Raw genomic sequence first — 15000 nt, 5'->3', positions numbered from 1 at the left:
GGTTGCAAAGAGAACTGGAGAAATAACGTTGTCTGATGTGTTGGTCGATATCCAAAACCTGAGCTTTTCACGCGGAGAACGAGTGATCTACCGCGATATGTCTATGCAGTTTGTCAGGGGAAAAGTTACCGCCATTATGGGGCCTAGCGGCATTGGTAAAACAACGCTGTTAAAACTCATTGGTGGTCAATTGATCCCAGACAGCGGCAATATTCTGTTTGATGGCGTAAATATCCCTAAATTGTCACGTTCAGCTTTATATCAAGCCCGTAAAAAGATGAGCATGCTGTTTCAAAGCGGTGCCTTATTTACCGAGCTATCGGTATTTGACAACGTGGCGTTTCCACTTCGTGAACACACCCGTTTATCAGAGTCGTTAATTCGATTAATTGTATTAATGAAGCTGGAGGCCGTAGGTTTACGCGGTGCACGTGATTTGATGCCGGCTGAATTATCCGGTGGTATGGCAAGACGTGCTGCATTAGCTCGGGCAATCGCTTTAGATCCTGAGTTAATCATGTACGATGAGCCTTTTGCTGGGCAAGACCCTATTTCAATGGGGGTTATTGTGCGGCTGATCCGCGAACTGAATAATGCCTTGGGTTTAACGTCTATCGTGGTGTCGCATGATGTAAAAGAAGTCATGAGTATCGCCGATTACGTTTATGTTGTGGCAGATAAAACCGTGATTGGCCAAGGTACGCCAGAGCAATTACGTGCCGATCCATCGCCATTAGTGCAGCAATTTTTAAATGGCGATGCAGACGGGGCAGTGCCCTTTCATTATAAAGCTGCAGCTTATGAAGATGAATTAATGGAGCTCGGCAAGTGATCGCAAATAGATTACAAAAAATAGGCCATCAAACGCTGAGTACCATCAGTGGTTTTGGTCGTGCAGGCATCATGTTATTTGGTGCCATAGTGGGTAAGCCCGATTTCCGTAAAGGCTTCCCGTTGTTTATCAAACAATTGTATGTCATTGGCGTGTTGTCGTTGATGATTATCCTTGTATCCGGTTTGTTTATCGGCATGGTGCTGTCACTGCAAGGTTATAACGTTTTAGTCAAGTTTGGCGCAGAGGGCATGTTAGGCCCGTTAGTCTCGCTAAGTTTGCTGCGCGAGTTAGGCCCGGTAGTCACCGCGCTGTTATTTGCAGGTCGTGCCGGTAGCGCGCTTACCGCAGAAATTGGCTTAATGAAAGCGACTGAGCAATTATCCGGTATGGAAATGATGGCAGTTGATCCGCTGCGTCGTATTATCGCTCCACGCTTTTGGGCGGGGGTGGTTGCCATGCCATTACTGGCATTGATATTTAATGCTGTGGGCATATTAGGTGGCCATTTAGTTGGTGTAGAATGGCTAGGTGTCGATGCAGGTAGCTATTGGTCTGCTATGCAAGCTAACGTTGACCTGTATCAGGATGTGTTAAATGGTGTAATAAAAAGTGCAGTGTTTGCACTCGTGGTGATCTGGATTGCATTACACAAAGGTTTTGATGCCATCCCGACCTCGGAAGGTATTAGCCGTGCCACCACTCAAACGGTAGTCACGGCATCATTGGCTGTTTTAGGCTTTGATTTTATATTAACTGCATTAATGTTTGGTGGATAAAAAATGACCACGCGTAAAATTGAAATTTTAGTTGGCGGCTTTATTGTCTTGGCTTGTGCGGCCTTTTTAATGTTGGCCTTAAAAGTAGCTGACACCGGTTTTGGTGGTGCTTCGCAAACTTACACCTTGTATGCCAAGTTTGACAATATTGGCGGTTTAAAAGTGCGTTCACCCATTAAGGTGGGTGGCGTAATTGTTGGCCGTGTTGGCTCAATTGAATTAGATCGCGTCAGTTACACGCCAGTGGTTAAGTTAGAAATTAACGCTGAGTACAGTAACTTTCCTGAAACGAGTTCAGTAGCGATTTTAACCTCAGGCTTATTAGGTGAACAATATGTTGGCTTGTTACCAGGGTTTGTCGATGACACCGTATTGATGCTAGGTAACGGTGATACCATAGAAGACACGCGTTCAGCTATCGTGCTCGAAGAGTTAATTGGACAGTTTTTATTCAACCGGGGGAATTAATGAGAGCTTTTTTGCAAAAGGTGAGTGTGTCCTTGCTATTAACTGCAGGTTTAGTCTTGCCTGCGCTAGCAACCGAAACTTATACCGATCCTTACAAAATGATCGAAGTGGTTGCAGACAAAACCTTTAATCGGGTGAAAACAGATCAGCCGATCATTAACCAAGATTTAGAACATTTGCGGGTGATAGTGCAAGAAGAATTATTACCTTATATTGATAGCCGTTATGCTGCGGCGATCGTTGTTGGCCGTACCGTAGATATTCGTAAAGATCCAAAAGCCTTTGATGATTTTGTGAAAGCCTTTGAACAATATATGATTGGTTCTTACGCTGGCGCTTTAACCTATTACAAAGAACAAAAAGTGATGATTGAGCCATCCAAAGTGATTGGTAATCAAAGTATTATCACTATTCGTACTCGGGTGATGGATCCTGGCAAACCTGACATCGTTATTGATTTTAAATTGCGCCGTCCACGCAATGCGGAAACGTGGTTGGTGATCGATTTAATCGCCGAAGGTATTTCGTTACTCGATAGCAAACGCGCCGAATTAAATAACTTGATCAGACAGCAAGGTTTGGCCAGTGTGACTGAGTTGCTGAAAGAAAAATCTAAAGAGCCGGTTAAGTTAGCCGACGATGATAGTGCAAGCACTTCGGAGTAACAGGTGGCATTAGCAATCAGCCAAACCGATCAAACGCTGTTTTTTAGTGGTGAACTCGATCGCGATACGTTAATGATGCATTCACCCTTCACGTTGTTAAATAAGTTGCAGGGTAAGGTAATCTTTGATTTCTCGGCGTTAACCAATGTAGACTCGGCAGGATTAGCTTGGCTGATCCAGCAGATTGCACGCGCCAAGACCTTTAAGATACAAATTGAAATTATCAAGGTGCCGGCACAGCTACTTTCACTTGCTAAGGTAAGTGCGGTGACCGACATTTTGCCTATAACCAATTAAGGTGTAGTTATGGAAATTGCTCAGATAGAGCAACTGTTAAAAGAACAACTGCAACTAGCAGAAGTTTATGTTAAAGCTGACGGCTCACATTACGCAGTCACTGCCGTAGGTGATTGTTTTGACGGCTTAAGCCGTGTTAAACAACAGCAGCTTGTCTACAGCCCGTTAATGGCAGCGATTGCTGATGGCAGTATGCATGCAGTAAGTATTAAGGCCTTTACGCCACAGCAGTGGCGCAGAGATAAACTTTTAAACCCTCCGCTCTGAGATCCGCTATGCAACAGTTTTTAGTTACTGCCAACGGCCCACTACAAGGTGAAGTCGTGATATCGGGCGCAAAAAATGCCGCCCTGCCTATTCTGTTTGCAAGCTTATTAGCTGAGCAACCAACCACCATTCGCAATGTACCTAAACTCAAAGACATCGAAACGACATTTAAGCTGTTGCAGCTATTTGGCGCCAAGGTTGAGTGTGATGCGGATGTCGTAATTGTTGATGCCAGCCAAATTAGTAATCAATTTGCTCCGTACGACTTGGTGAAAACCATGCGTGCCTCTATTTTAGCGCTGGGCCCTTTATTGGCACGCTTTGGTCAAGCTGAGGTTTCTTTGCCTGGTGGCTGTGCTATCGGTGCTAGACCCGTCAATTTACATATCGACGGTTTGCGTAAAATGGGCGCAGAGATCACGGTTGAAAACGGCTACATCAAAGCGCAGGCTAAACGCTTAAAAGGCGCGCACTTAGTGATGGATATGGTCAGTGTGACAGGCACCGAGAACTTGATGATGGCGGCGACCTTAGCCGATGGTCGTACGGTCATTGAAAACGCTGCTCGTGAACCAGAAATTGTTGATTTAGCAAATTATCTGAATACCCTAGGTGCGAAAATTAGCGGTGCCGGTACAGACACCTTAGTGATTGACGGCATGCCTGCGTTACAGGGGGGGGAGCATCGTGTTCTGCCAGATCGTATTGAAACAGGCACCTTTTTAGTGGCAGCGGCGGTAACCGGTGGCGATATTACCTGTTTAAAAGCAGCACCAAGCGATCTAGAAGTTGTGCTAGAGAAATTACGTGAAGCCGGTGCTGAAGTGACAACGGGTGCTGATTGGATCCGTTTAAACATGACCGGAAGAAAGTTAACGTCGGTAGATGTTAAAACGGTGCCTCACCCAGGCTTTCCAACAGATATGCAAGCCCAGTTTACGGTGTTAAACGTGGTAGCTGAAGGTGTTGGTGTTGTCACTGAAACGATTTTCGAAAATCGCTTTATGCATGTACCTGAATTACAACGTATGGGCGCGAAAATCCGCTTAGAAGGAAATACAGCAGTTTGTCAGCACAGCCCATCGTTAACTGCAGCTCAGGTAATGGCAACCGACTTACGTGCTTCGGCAAGCTTAGTGATTGCGGGTTTAGTGGCTAAAGGCACCACAGTGGTGGATCGCATTTACCATATCGACCGTGGTTATGAGCATATCGAACATAAACTACAAGGTTTAGGTGCGCACATTGAGCGAGTAAACGGTTAAACCTTTGCTTGTAAATAAAAAAACCGCAGAAATGCGGTTTTTTTTATTGCTTAAAACTGATTAAATCAGCTGATGCATCTTATGTGCGCATTTAGCGGCGCGGCTGTTCCCTAACGATGGTTGGGATCACCATACGCTGACCGTTACGGTCGATGGTGATTTGTAACTCGGTATCGGGGGGCGTTTCAGCGATAAAGTTTAACGCATGCCGCATATCTTGAAATTGTTGTCCGGCAATTTCCAAAATAATGTCATTGGCTTGTAAGCCAGCCATTGCCGCAGGGCCATTACTGGTAACTTCACTTAAGCGCAAACCATACAGCGCTTGGCCAGATGAAAATAAAGGATCACCCGCAGCGTTGATGACAGCTTGACCTGCAACGCCCAAATAGCTGCGTGTAACGCGACCATGCTTAATGAGCTTTTCCATAATAATACGGGCGAGTTGATAGGGCACGGCGAAGAAAATACCTTGGATATCCTGATTTTGTACTTGGAATGCCGCAGCATTAATGCCAACCAAGGTGCCATTACTGTTTACCAGTGCACCGCCAGAATTGCCTTTGTTAATGGCGGCATCCATTCGCATAAAGTCAGGATAGCCCCGAGAGCTTAACCCATGGTTGCCATTAGCACTGATAATGCCTTGCGTGATGGTTTGGCCTAAATTAAGTGGGTTACCGATAGCTAATACCAAATCGCCAACTTGTGGTTCGATGTTAGGATCTTGCGGGATCACCGGTAAGTTGTCGGCTTGTACATAAAGCACGGCTAAATCAGACACTTCATCTTGACCGATTAACACGGCTTCTAGCCAGCGACCGTCTTGCAAAGCCACTTCAATATGATCGGCACCATACACCACATGATAATTAGTCAGAATATAGCCTTGCGCCGACATAATGACACCTGAACCTAACTCTTGCCGTTCGATGGTGCGAGGTTGTAATGAGCGGGGATCGACAATTCGACTGCGTGTATAGACATTTACCACCGCTGGCGCAGCACGTCGTACCGCATGGTTATAAGAAACCGGCGCGGTATTTTGCTCGGCACGAGGTGCTTGCCATAAAGACAAGTCAACCCGAGCGATGTTGGGGAAAAACAAGATAAGAATAAAGGCGAGCGCTAAGCCGTATGCGCTACTTTTTAAAATAAATAACAAAAGGTTGCGCACAATGTCGCTTCTGCCTAAAGATGAATAAGTTTAGCATAGCATTTTTTTAGCACAGGCAGTAGCGTTCAGCTACCACCTGCCTAAATTAAGCGCTTAGCGGATCAGGATATACAGTTGATCATTACCACGTTGGATATACAGCGCGGCAACGCCACCATCGCGTTTTTCTAGTAACCGACGTAATTCGGCAAGGTTGTTCACGCGTTGACGGTTAACCCCAGTAATAATATCGCCTTGGCGTAAGCCAATTTGTGCCGCGGGTGATTCCGCTTCCACGCTACTGACTTCCACGCCTTTGTCAGCATTATTTAAGGTTGCACCTTGTAGCATGGGGTGTAATTGTGTCGCCGCAACCTGGCCACTGGTGGTCTCTTGCAGTACGACTTTAATGTCGCGTTCTTTACCGTCACGCAGTACGCCTAAAATGGCTTCTCGGCCTGAACCCAGCGTGGCGACCTTGGCACGTAATTCATTGAAGCTGTGAATACGATTGCCGTTCATACTGACAATCACATCACCTGATTTCAAACCACTTTTCGCTGCGGCGCTGTCTGGCAGCACTTCGCCGACAAAGGCGCCGCGACTGACATTCAGGTTTAAGGCTTTGGTCAACTCAGAATTAACATCATTACCGCGAATACCCAAGCTACCACGGCGAATTTCACCAAATTCCACAATTTGCTCAACCAAGTTTTTCATCATATTGGCGGGGATAGCAAAGCCTATGCCGACATTACCGCCATTAGGCCCTAAAATAGCCGTGTTAATGCCGATCAGTTCGCCACGTAAGTTCACTAAAGCGCCACCCGAGTTACCGCTGTTAATGGCGGCATCAGTTTGGATAAAATCTTCAAAGCCTTCATTTAAGCCACTGCGGCTGAGTGAGCTAATAATGCCAGAGGTGACGGTTTGTTCTAAACCAAAGGGGTTACCAATGGCAATGGCATAATCACCCACCCGCAGTTTGTCAGAATCTGCTAGAGGTAACTCAACCAGGTTATCGGCTTCAATTTGCAATAAAGCGATGTCGCTTTCTGGATCGGAACCCAGTTTTTTTGCAGTAAAGGTACGGCCATCTTTTAAGCGAATTTGAATTTCAGAAGCATCTTGCACAACATGGTTATTGGTGACGATATAGCCTTTTTTGGCATCAATAATGACACCTGAACCCAAACCACGGAAAGGTTGTTCACGGCGCATTTCACCTTGGCCGCGCTGGCCGAAAAAGTATTGAAAAGCTTCAGGCATACGCTGGCGTACTTCACGGCTACCCGCAACAGAAACATAGACGACAGCGGGTGTGGCTTGTTCAAGCATCGGCGCCAGCGAAGGCATTTGCTGCTCTTCTTTTCCGAAAAACGGTAAGCTGGCGTGTGCTGGGGATGCAGGAGCCAACAACATGGCTGCTAACACGGCCGCGCTAAGCAAAGAAAATTTCTGGTTCATCGCGTAATGTCTCCTTATATGACAGTGTCACTAAGAGCATCGCACCCCAAAAAAGTTCTGAGCAGTCGCGCACTAACGGTAAAAGTTTTCTATTCGCCTTTACTTGGCCGCTCTTTAATCAAGCCGCTGGCTTGACCAGAGTAATCACGCGGTTGCTCACCAATTTCTGAGTGTTCTCTGCGACGCTCATTCAGTTGATGTAACGATTGTTTAATATGTAATGTGGTATCCGCAGCAAAATAATTCACTTCATCGCTTGGGCTGGTCGGCTGCTCAACCAGTTGCATTTTCGATTGCTGCACATGACGCGCAATGCGTGAATAATTATCCTGCAGCTGGCTCATTAACTGATTGGTTGTCTCCAGATGTTCTGAGACATCTTTGCGATACTGCGTCAGTTGTTTGCGGCTTTCGTCTAATTCTTGTTGCAGCTTGTGTTGGCCAAATTGTTTCAGGCTAATGATCCGGCTGATGGCCGCACCAATTAATAAACCGACAACCAGCCCAATTAAAACCGATGTATAGTCCATGCTTACTCCTAACGATGAAATACTTTACTTAGTGTACCCTAACTTCTTATACAAGGTGGTAAGGCATGTTACTATTATGCCTCATATTTAAGGTTTCGTTTCGCTACTTTCAAGTTAAAGACCATGACGCCACTAGAAAAATATCAACAAGATCTGTTACGCCCTGATTTTCATCTTGATGCTGCTCAAGAAAATGCGGTTAAGCAACTACAGCGATTGTTTGATGATTTTATCAGTCGCCCGCCGGCAAAACAGAGTTTTTGGCAAAAAGTGACCGGAAAAACGCAGAGCGATAGCCCTTTACTCGGTTTGTATTTCTGGGGAGGCGTGGGCCGAGGTAAGACCTATTTGGTCGATACGTTCTTTGAATGTTTACCGACACAACGCAAAATGCGTGTGCATTTTCATCGCTTTATGCACCGAGTGCATGATGAATTAAAGTCATTAAAAGGGGTGAGCGATCCGCTCGAAAAGGTTGCAGATCGTTTCAAAGCGGAAACCGATATTATTTGCTTTGATGAATTCTTTGTTTCAGATATTACCGATGCGATGATTCTAGGCACCTTAATGCAAGCCTTGTTTGCGCGTGGCATTACTTTAGTGGCCACGTCAAATATCGAGCCAGACGGTTTATATCGCAATGGTTTGCAGCGAGCACGCTTTTTACCTGCAATTGAACTTATCAAGCGCTACACCAAAATTGTCAATGTCGACAGTGGCATTGATTATCGTTTACGCACTTTAGAAATGGCCGAGATTTATCATTATCCGCTAGATGAGCAAGCTGACATTAATTTACAGCAGTATTTTCATGCGTTATCGGTTGAGCCTCGTCAGCAAGCGGTAAAAATTGAAGTCGCCAACCGCTTATTAACCACGCGGGCCGAAGCCGATGGTATCGTGTGGTTTAGCTTTAAGGAGTTATGCGAAACGGCGCGCAGTCAATACGATTACATCGAGTTAAGCCGGCTGTATCATACGGTATTATTGTCGGGTGTAACGGCGATGGGGCAACAAAATGACGATGTCGCTCGGCGCTTTTTAGCATTGGTTGATGAGTTTTATGAGCGGCACGTAAAGCTGATTATCTCTGCGACAGTGCCGTTAGAGCAGCTTTATCAGGGCGGTTTACTCAGCTTTGAATTTAAGCGCTGCTTAAGTCGTTTGCAGGAAATGCAGTCACACGATTATCTGGCCAGTGAGCATTTACCTTAAATGTGTTGAACCGTTAATTTTTTTGCAAATGAATGCTGATTTTTAAGATTGTTTAATATATAATCCGCGCCCGGCCGACGTTACAGCCTCATACTGCCGTTAGCCCGGCGGTTCTTGCATTCGAAGGGGTGCGATAACGACATTGCTGCATCAGCCCTGCACAGTGTCAGGTGTAACTTAAGTTATTTTTGGAATAGGTTTAGATGAAAACTTTTACTGCAAAACCAGAAAGCGTAACCCGCGACTGGTACGTTGTTGATGCAAACGGCAAAACTTTAGGTCGTATCGCAACTGAAATCGCATCGCGTTTACGTGGTAAGCATAAGCCAGAATATACGCCACACGTTGATACCGGTGATTACATCATCGTTGTTAATGCTGAGAAAGTCGTGGTAACTGGTAATAAAGCTAAGGCAAAAACATATTACTCGCACACAGGTTTCCCAGGTGGTATCAAGGAAATCAGTTTCGAGAAATTGATTGCTAAGAAACCAGAAATGGTTTTGGAAACTGCTATCAAAGGCATGTTGCCAAAAGGCCCATTAGGTCGCGCTATGTTCCGTAAGTTAAAAGTTTACGCTGGCGCAGAGCATCAACATTCGGCTCAGCAACCGCAAATTTTAGATATTTAATCGGAGCATAACATGGCACAGAATCAATACTACGGAACTGGTCGTCGTAAAAGCTCAACGGCCCGCGTCTTCTTAAAAGCTGGTTCAGGTAACATCGTTATCAACCAGCGCGCTCTGACCGAGTACTTCGGCCGTGAAACTGCCTGTATGGTAGTTAAACAGCCGTTAGAACTGGTTGATATGGTCGAGAAATTCGACTTATACATCACTGTTAAAGGTGGTGGTATCAGCGGTCAAGCCGGTGCTATCCGTCACGGTATTACCCGTGCACTGATGGAGTTCGACGAGTCACTGCGTCCAGCACTGCGTAAAGCAGGCTTTGTAACGCGTGATGCTCGTAAAGTTGAACGTAAGAAGGTCGGTCTGCGTAAAGCACGTAAGCGTCCACAGTACTCAAAGCGTTAATTCGCTGGTATGTCGAAAAGCCCGGTTTTTACCGGGTTTTTTTATGTCTGCAATCTTAGTTATTGGCAGCCAGGCTGGCTAAGATTTAAACTAACGCGAAAAATAAAGTTAATTACCCCTGTTTTACTGCTTTTGCTGCACAACTGTATGCTAAGGATTACTGTTAAAGCATGACTAAGACTAAGATATTAGCCATTCAGTTCGCCTTAATCCTTGTGTAAAGCAAGGCTTTTCATTATGATCGAACATATTTGTGTACTTATAATAATTGCTGAATTTCAGCCGCTTAAATTTTAATCGTTTAAGTGTTTAATGTGGAGATGAGTGGATGAGCAATGCGCCTGTAGATCATGGTCGCCGCCGCTTCCTTACCATTGCGACCTCTGTAGTAGGGGGCGTCGGTGCCATAGGAGTTGCTGTGCCCTTTATTGCGTCCTGGAATCCGAGTGAGAGGGCGAAACAAGCTGGTGCTGCAGTAAGTGCAGACATTAGCAAACTCGAACCTGGTCAGCTGATTCGTGTTGAATGGCGTGGCAAACCTGTTTGGATCGTCAAACGTACCGAGCAAATGTTAGCTCAGCTAGCTGAAACTGAAGACCGTTTACGCGATCCGGGTTCAGAGGTTGAACAACAACCTGCTTACGCTCAGAATCGTCATCGTTCAATCAAGCCTGAGATCCTTGTTGCTGTCGGTATTTGTACGCACTTAGGCTGTTCTCCTACCTACTTGCCAGATGACTTTGCCGCACAAACTGAAGGCATTCGCTCAGGTTTCTTCTGCCCATGTCATGGTTCTAAATTTGATATGGCCGGTCGTGTTTTCCAAGGCGTACCTGCACCCGCTAACTTGGTAATTCCTCCGTACATGTACGTTGACGACAACACCATATTAATTGGTGAAGACGAGGGGACTGTCTAATGTTTAAAAATATGATGAGCTGGATTGAATATCGCTTACCCTTTATGGATAAGATGAATTTGCACGTAGTGCAATATCCAGCGCCAAAGAATTTTAACTTCTGGTACTTTTTTGGTTCGCTTGCCATTTTAGTCCTCGTTAACCAGATCCTGACGGGTGTTTGGTTGACGATGAACTACGTTCCTTCTGCCGAAGGTGCCTTCGCCTCTGTTGAATACATCATGCGTGATGTGGAATACGGCTGGTTGTTACGTTATATGCACTCTACTGGCGCCTCAGCGTTCTTTGTGGTGGTTTATCTGCACATGCTTCGTGGCATGATGTACGGTTCTTATCAGAAGCCACGGGAATTACTGTGGATTTTCGGTATGCTGATTTTCTTAGTGCTGATGGCAGAAGCCTTCATGGGTTATATGCTGCCATGGGGTCAAATGTCATATTGGGGTGCGCAAGTTATTATCTCTATTTTCGGGGTTATCCCGTTTGTCGGTGATGATTTAACTTTGTGGATCCGTGGTGACTACGTTATCTCAGGTGCAACCTTAAACCGTTTCTTCGCCTTACATGTTATCGCCTTACCTTTAGTTTTAGTCATCTTAGTGTTTTTACACATCATGGCTTTACACGAAGTGGGTTCGAACAACCCAGATGGTATCGACATTAAACGCGATAACGATGGTAGCGTTGAGCAAACTGCAGCGGATAAGAAATTTACCTTTCACCAATATTTCACTCGTGGTGGTAAGAAAATTATCGTTGATGCTATCCCGTTCCACCCATACTACACGGTAAAAGATTTAGTGGGCGTGGCCGGTTTCTTACTGATTTTTGCTTTTGTTATTTTCTTTGCGCCAGAAGGCGGTGGTTACTTCTTAGAGAAGCCGAATTTTGAAGTGGCAAACCCGATGAAGACACCTGACCATATTGCACCGGTTTGGTACTTCACACCGTTCTATGCCATTTTACGGGCTATTCCAGACCCATTGCTGGGGGCAGTAGCGATGTTTGCTGCGATTATTGCGTTAGCATTATTACCGTGGATTGACCGTGGCACCGTACGTTCAGTGCGTTACCGTTGTGAGTTACATCGCTGGAATCTAGTGGTGTTCTGTATCAGCTTTGTTGCTTTAGGTGTGTTGGGTGTATTACCCGCAACACCAACTTACACCTTATTTTCACAATTTTTCTCATTCACCTATTTTGCCTTCTTCGGCTTGCTGTGGTTATACAGTAAAAATGAGAAAACTAAGCCATTGCCAGTGAGGTTAACATAATGATGAGAACGTTACTTTCTGCGGTCGCCTTGTTAGCTTCATCGCTGGCAATCGCTGCCGGGCCAAGCATTCCGCTTGATAAAGCACCTGTTGATCTGCGTGATCAGGCTTCATTACAAAATGGCGCCAAGTTGTTCCAGAATTACTGCTTAGGCTGCCATCAAATGCAGTATCAGCGTTATTCTCGTACCTTTAAAGATTTAGGGATCCCTGAAGATTTAGGTATGGAACATTTAATGTTTACCGGTGAAAAGTTAGGTGATCATATTACCAACTCTATGCCGGCTGATTATGCGCAAACTTCTTTTGGTGTATTGCCACCTGACTTAACCAACGTGGCTCGAGTGCGTGGTGCTGATTGGGTTTACACTTATCTTCGCACTTTCTACGTTGATGAAAGCCGCCCATTTGGTGTAAATAACAAAGTATTCCCATTAGTGGGTATGCCTCATGTGCTGCAAGAGTTACAAGGTGTTCCTTACCGTGCTTATGAGACACGTTTAGTCGATGGTCAACCAACAGAAGTGTATGTTGGTATTCGTACTGATGGCTCGGGTGAATTAAGTACCGAAGAATACGATCGTGCGGTAGGTGATTTAGTCAACTACTTGGTCTATTCTGGCGAACCTAGCAAGCTTGAATCACATGCCTTAGGCATTAAAGTTATGATATTCCTACTGATTTTCTTTGTTCTGGCATATTTCCTGAAAAAAGAATATTGGAAAGATGTCGAATAATTTATCAGTTATACATTAAGCTGTACTCAGGGGCCTTAGTGCCCCTTTGCTGTTTCTAAATTAACCGGAGGAATACATGGCGATCATTGCCAATAAACGCCCTGTGATGACACTGTTTTCAGCAGTTGACGATATGTTCAGCCATCAGGTCCGTATCGTGCTAGCAGAAAAAGGAGTTACTGTTGATATCCTTCAGGTAACACCAGACAACGTGCCAGAAGACCTGTATGAAGTGAATCCATACGGTAGTCTGCCCACTTTATTAGATCGTGAACTTGCGCTTTATCAAGCTGACATCATTATGGAATACTTGGATGAGCGTTTTCCTCACCCGCCATTGATGCCCGTTTATCCGGTCGCTCGGGGTCAGGCTCGCCTGATGATGTATCGCATTAAAAATGATTGGTATAGCTTAGCTGACAAGGTATTAAACGATCACGAAGATGCCGCTATTGCCAGACAAGAACTTAAAGAAGGCTTATTGTCGATTGCGCCTTTATTTAGCGAAGCGCCGTTTTTTATGAGTGAAGAATTTGGTTTAGTCGATTGTTACATGGCGGCCTTATTATGGCGTTTACCTTTACTAGGTATTGAATTAAACGGCACAGGTAGTAAGCAATTAAAAACCTATATGACCCGTATATTTGAACGCGACGCTTTCCAAGCTTCATTAACTGAGGCAGAGCGTGAGATCCGCAAGGGACTTAAGCTGTAATGCAAAAAATGACACCAAATCGCCCTTATTTGTTACGGGCGTTTTACGACTGGATAATTGATAACAAATGCACACCTTATTTGGTGGTAGATGCCAACTATCCAGATGTGCGTGTGCCACAACAATTTGTGCAAAATGGTCAAATTGTCTTGAATGTACTGCCGTCAGCGGTGGGTAATTTGCAACTGGGTAATGACTTTGTCACTTTTAATGCACGCTTTGGTGGGCAACCCTTTGCTTTGTCGGTACCGGTAAAAGCGGTACTGGCGATTTATGCCCGTGAAAACGGTGCAGGTACGGTATTTACCTTAGAAGAAGACGATGAAGATGAGCAGGATTTCTTGCCAGAATCATTAGATGATGAACCACCCCCAGAGCCACCAAAGCCTGGTCGGGGGAGTCATCTTAAAGTTATTAAGTAATAAGCGGTTAAACGGTATTTCAGGTGGCTAAACCACCTGAAATCTCCACTCACTTTTTCAGTGCTAGCTGCCAAAATGCAGCAATTAACGGCTCTAGCCGTCGCTTCTGCAGCATACAAACCCCTAAATCCAATGCTTTGTAAGCATAATTTGTTTCTAAAATTCTTACGCGATCCCGTACTGGGCTATGCTGAAATACGGGCTCAGGCACAATAGTAATACCACTGCCTAGTGCCACCATCGATACCATCGCTTCATGTCCATCTACCTTGGCAATAATATTCGGGCTGATGCCTTTATCTAGTAACCATTGGTTAAAACGGCTGCGGGCAGGGCCATGCTCAGGCAAAATCATCGGCACACTGTTCCAAGCAATGGGTTGTTGATTAAGCAAATCATTGACTTTACATGGGATCACCGGTGCAATTAAGTAAACAGGGATACTCGCAATACTCTGAAAAAATAAATTAGCAGGAAAGGACTCAGGATAAGCAGCTATTGCCACATCAGCTTCATCTGCACGGATCCGCTCTATGGCCGAGGCGGCATCGCCGGTGGTTAATTGGATTTCAGCTTTAGGGCATTGCAAGCGAAACTTATCGAGTAAAGCAGGCAGGTGACTGTAACTGGCTGTCACTGTACAAAAAATCCGGATAGTGCCGCTTAATTCTGCACTCGCCAGTTGCAAGTCTAGTTGTAATTGATGCCATTCATCCAACCACACGCGGACAAAGCGTTGCACTCGCTCACCGGCAGCCGTTAAGTGAACTGAGCGTTTGTCTCGTTCAAATAAACAGGTATCAAGTTCATCCTCTAAACGTTGGATCACGCGAGTTAATGTTGATGGGCTAACAAACATTTGCTCGCTGGTTTTAGCAAAGTTTAGGCTAGATGCTAAATGTAAAAAAAGCTGAGCACTGCGCAGGTCCATAATGCCTCTATTGCAATTAATGAA

General features: G+C 45.2%; 19 protein-coding genes. 15 read left to right on the top strand and 4 right to left on the bottom strand.

The window, feature by feature from the left end:
- Window positions 1-22 precede the first annotated feature (22 nt).
- The 7 genes from mlaF to murA are packed head-to-tail and all read left to right on the top strand — an operon-like array spanning window position 23 to window position 4573.
- Window positions 23-832 (top strand): phospholipid ABC transporter ATP-binding protein MlaF, encoded by an 810-nt coding sequence (mlaF, locus tag L1N97_RS03680; RefSeq protein ID WP_229584915.1) that lies wholly within the window; start codon window positions 23-25, stop codon window positions 830-832.
- A complete protein-coding gene (gene mlaE, locus L1N97_RS03675; RefSeq protein WP_226749366.1) occupies window positions 829-1611 on the top strand; it encodes a lipid asymmetry maintenance ABC transporter permease subunit MlaE in 783 nt (260 codons plus the stop codon). The genes mlaF and mlaE overlap by 4 nt, the downstream gene beginning before the upstream one ends.
- Window positions 1612-1614: 3 nt before the next feature.
- The gene (mlaD, locus tag L1N97_RS03670; RefSeq protein ID WP_226749367.1) at window positions 1615-2079 is read left to right on the top strand and encodes an outer membrane lipid asymmetry maintenance protein MlaD; all 465 of its coding nucleotides are present in this window, start codon (window positions 1615-1617) and stop codon (window positions 2077-2079) included.
- On the top strand, window positions 2079-2744 hold the full coding sequence (locus tag L1N97_RS03665; RefSeq protein WP_236128847.1) for an ABC transporter substrate-binding protein: 666 nt from the start codon (window positions 2079-2081) through the stop codon (window positions 2742-2744). The genes mlaD and L1N97_RS03665 overlap by 1 nt, the downstream gene beginning before the upstream one ends.
- Window positions 2745-2747: 3 nt before the next feature.
- The gene (locus tag L1N97_RS03660; protein WP_236128846.1) at window positions 2748-3041 is read left to right on the top strand and encodes an STAS domain-containing protein; all 294 of its coding nucleotides are present in this window, start codon (window positions 2748-2750) and stop codon (window positions 3039-3041) included.
- 9 nt (window positions 3042-3050) lie between these two features.
- Window positions 3051-3308, top strand: a complete 258-nt coding sequence (locus L1N97_RS03655; protein ID WP_236128845.1) for a BolA family protein — start codon at window positions 3051-3053, stop codon at window positions 3306-3308.
- 8 nt (window positions 3309-3316) lie between these two features.
- On the top strand, window positions 3317-4573 hold the full coding sequence (murA, locus tag L1N97_RS03650; RefSeq protein ID WP_236128844.1) for a UDP-N-acetylglucosamine 1-carboxyvinyltransferase: 1257 nt from the start codon (window positions 3317-3319) through the stop codon (window positions 4571-4573).
- Window positions 4574-4664: 91 nt separating this feature from the next.
- Here the strand turns inward: murA and L1N97_RS03645 are convergent, their stop codons facing one another.
- The 3 genes from L1N97_RS03645 to L1N97_RS03635 form a co-directional block, all read right to left on the bottom strand.
- Window positions 4665-5750 (bottom strand): trypsin-like peptidase domain-containing protein, encoded by a 1086-nt coding sequence (locus L1N97_RS03645; RefSeq protein ID WP_229584859.1) that lies wholly within the window; start codon window positions 5748-5750, stop codon window positions 4665-4667.
- A 93-nt stretch (window positions 5751-5843) separates the two neighbouring features.
- Window positions 5844-7196: a Do family serine endopeptidase gene (locus L1N97_RS03640; RefSeq protein ID WP_229584860.1), complete on the bottom strand. Its 1353-nt coding sequence runs from the start codon at window positions 7194-7196 to the stop codon at window positions 5844-5846.
- 89 nt (window positions 7197-7285) lie between these two features.
- Complete coding sequence (locus L1N97_RS03635; RefSeq protein WP_226749374.1) at window positions 7286-7726, bottom strand: YhcB family protein; 441 nt, start codon at window positions 7724-7726, stop codon at window positions 7286-7288.
- Between the two features lie 123 nt (window positions 7727-7849).
- Here L1N97_RS03635 and zapE point away from each other — a divergent pair, with 123 nt between their 5' ends.
- The 8 genes from zapE (at window position 7850) to L1N97_RS03595 (ending at window position 14045) form a co-directional block, all read left to right on the top strand.
- The gene (zapE, locus tag L1N97_RS03630) at window positions 7850-8941 is read left to right on the top strand and encodes a cell division protein ZapE (RefSeq protein WP_236128843.1); all 1092 of its coding nucleotides are present in this window, start codon (window positions 7850-7852) and stop codon (window positions 8939-8941) included.
- Between the two features lie 203 nt (window positions 8942-9144).
- The gene (gene rplM / locus L1N97_RS03625) at window positions 9145-9573 is read left to right on the top strand and encodes a 50S ribosomal protein L13 (RefSeq protein ID WP_226749376.1); all 429 of its coding nucleotides are present in this window, start codon (window positions 9145-9147) and stop codon (window positions 9571-9573) included.
- Between the two features lie 12 nt (window positions 9574-9585).
- Window positions 9586-9978 carry a 30S ribosomal protein S9 gene (rpsI, locus tag L1N97_RS03620; RefSeq protein ID WP_019675270.1) on the top strand — a complete coding sequence of 131 codons (393 nt, stop codon included), beginning with the start codon at window positions 9586-9588 and terminating at the stop codon, window positions 9976-9978.
- A 328-nt stretch (window positions 9979-10306) separates the two neighbouring features.
- Window positions 10307-10897, top strand: a complete 591-nt coding sequence (gene petA, locus L1N97_RS03615; protein WP_229584862.1) for a ubiquinol-cytochrome c reductase iron-sulfur subunit — start codon at window positions 10307-10309, stop codon at window positions 10895-10897.
- Window positions 10897-12171, top strand: coding sequence for a cytochrome b (locus tag L1N97_RS03610; protein WP_306177202.1), 1275 nt, complete (start codon window positions 10897-10899; stop codon window positions 12169-12171). The genes petA and L1N97_RS03610 overlap by 1 nt, the downstream gene beginning before the upstream one ends.
- The gene (locus tag L1N97_RS03605) at window positions 12171-12908 is read left to right on the top strand and encodes a cytochrome c1 (RefSeq protein WP_229584863.1); all 738 of its coding nucleotides are present in this window, start codon (window positions 12171-12173) and stop codon (window positions 12906-12908) included. Before L1N97_RS03610 ends, L1N97_RS03605 begins: the two co-directional genes overlap by 1 nt.
- 76 nt (window positions 12909-12984) lie before the next feature.
- Complete coding sequence (gene sspA / locus L1N97_RS03600; RefSeq protein ID WP_226749379.1) at window positions 12985-13623, top strand: stringent starvation protein SspA; 639 nt, start codon at window positions 12985-12987, stop codon at window positions 13621-13623.
- Between the two features lie 8 nt (window positions 13624-13631).
- A complete protein-coding gene (locus L1N97_RS03595) occupies window positions 13632-14045 on the top strand; it encodes a ClpXP protease specificity-enhancing factor (protein WP_420778842.1) in 414 nt (137 codons plus the stop codon).
- A 49-nt stretch (window positions 14046-14094) separates the two neighbouring features.
- Here the strand turns inward: L1N97_RS03595 and ilvY are convergent, their stop codons facing one another.
- On the bottom strand, window positions 14095-14976 hold the full coding sequence (ilvY, locus tag L1N97_RS03590) for an HTH-type transcriptional activator IlvY (protein WP_229584865.1): 882 nt from the start codon (window positions 14974-14976) through the stop codon (window positions 14095-14097).
- Between the last annotated feature and the right edge of the window lie 24 nt (window positions 14977-15000).

The sequence above is a fragment of the Rheinheimera sp. UJ63 genome, from assembly GCF_021568285.1.
Lineage (GTDB): Bacteria > Pseudomonadota > Gammaproteobacteria > Enterobacterales > Alteromonadaceae > Alishewanella > Alishewanella maricola.
This window is presented reverse-complemented; position numbering and strand designations above follow the sequence as displayed.

Excerpts from the sequence above, each read along its gene's own strand:
- rplM (WP_226749376.1), top strand. The coding sequence starts at position 9,145 with ATGAAAACTTTTACTGCAAAACCAGAAAGCGTAACCCGCGACTGGTAC.
- L1N97_RS03655 (WP_236128845.1), top strand. The coding sequence starts at position 3,051 with ATGGAAATTGCTCAGATAGAGCAACTGTTAAAAGAACAACTGCAACTA.
- L1N97_RS03595 (WP_420778842.1), top strand. The coding sequence starts at position 13,632 with ATGACACCAAATCGCCCTTATTTGTTACGGGCGTTTTACGACTGGATA.
- L1N97_RS03605 (WP_229584863.1), top strand. The coding sequence starts at position 12,171 with ATGATGAGAACGTTACTTTCTGCGGTCGCCTTGTTAGCTTCATCGCTG.
- L1N97_RS03610 (WP_306177202.1), top strand. The coding sequence starts at position 10,897 with ATGTTTAAAAATATGATGAGCTGGATTGAATATCGCTTACCCTTTATG.
- petA (WP_229584862.1), top strand. The coding sequence starts at position 10,307 with ATGAGCAATGCGCCTGTAGATCATGGTCGCCGCCGCTTCCTTACCATT.
- zapE (WP_236128843.1), top strand. The coding sequence starts at position 7,850 with ATGACGCCACTAGAAAAATATCAACAAGATCTGTTACGCCCTGATTTT.
- L1N97_RS03635 (WP_226749374.1), bottom strand. The coding sequence starts at position 7,726 with ATGGACTATACATCGGTTTTAATTGGGCTGGTTGTCGGTTTATTAATT.
- sspA (WP_226749379.1), top strand. The coding sequence starts at position 12,985 with ATGGCGATCATTGCCAATAAACGCCCTGTGATGACACTGTTTTCAGCA.
- ilvY (WP_229584865.1), bottom strand. The coding sequence starts at position 14,976 with ATGGACCTGCGCAGTGCTCAGCTTTTTTTACATTTAGCATCTAGCCTA.
- murA (WP_236128844.1), top strand. The coding sequence starts at position 3,317 with ATGCAACAGTTTTTAGTTACTGCCAACGGCCCACTACAAGGTGAAGTC.
- L1N97_RS03665 (WP_236128847.1), top strand. The coding sequence starts at position 2,079 with ATGAGAGCTTTTTTGCAAAAGGTGAGTGTGTCCTTGCTATTAACTGCA.
- mlaD (WP_226749367.1), top strand. The coding sequence starts at position 1,615 with ATGACCACGCGTAAAATTGAAATTTTAGTTGGCGGCTTTATTGTCTTG.
- rpsI (WP_019675270.1), top strand. The coding sequence starts at position 9,586 with ATGGCACAGAATCAATACTACGGAACTGGTCGTCGTAAAAGCTCAACG.
- L1N97_RS03640 (WP_229584860.1), bottom strand. The coding sequence starts at position 7,196 with ATGAACCAGAAATTTTCTTTGCTTAGCGCGGCCGTGTTAGCAGCCATG.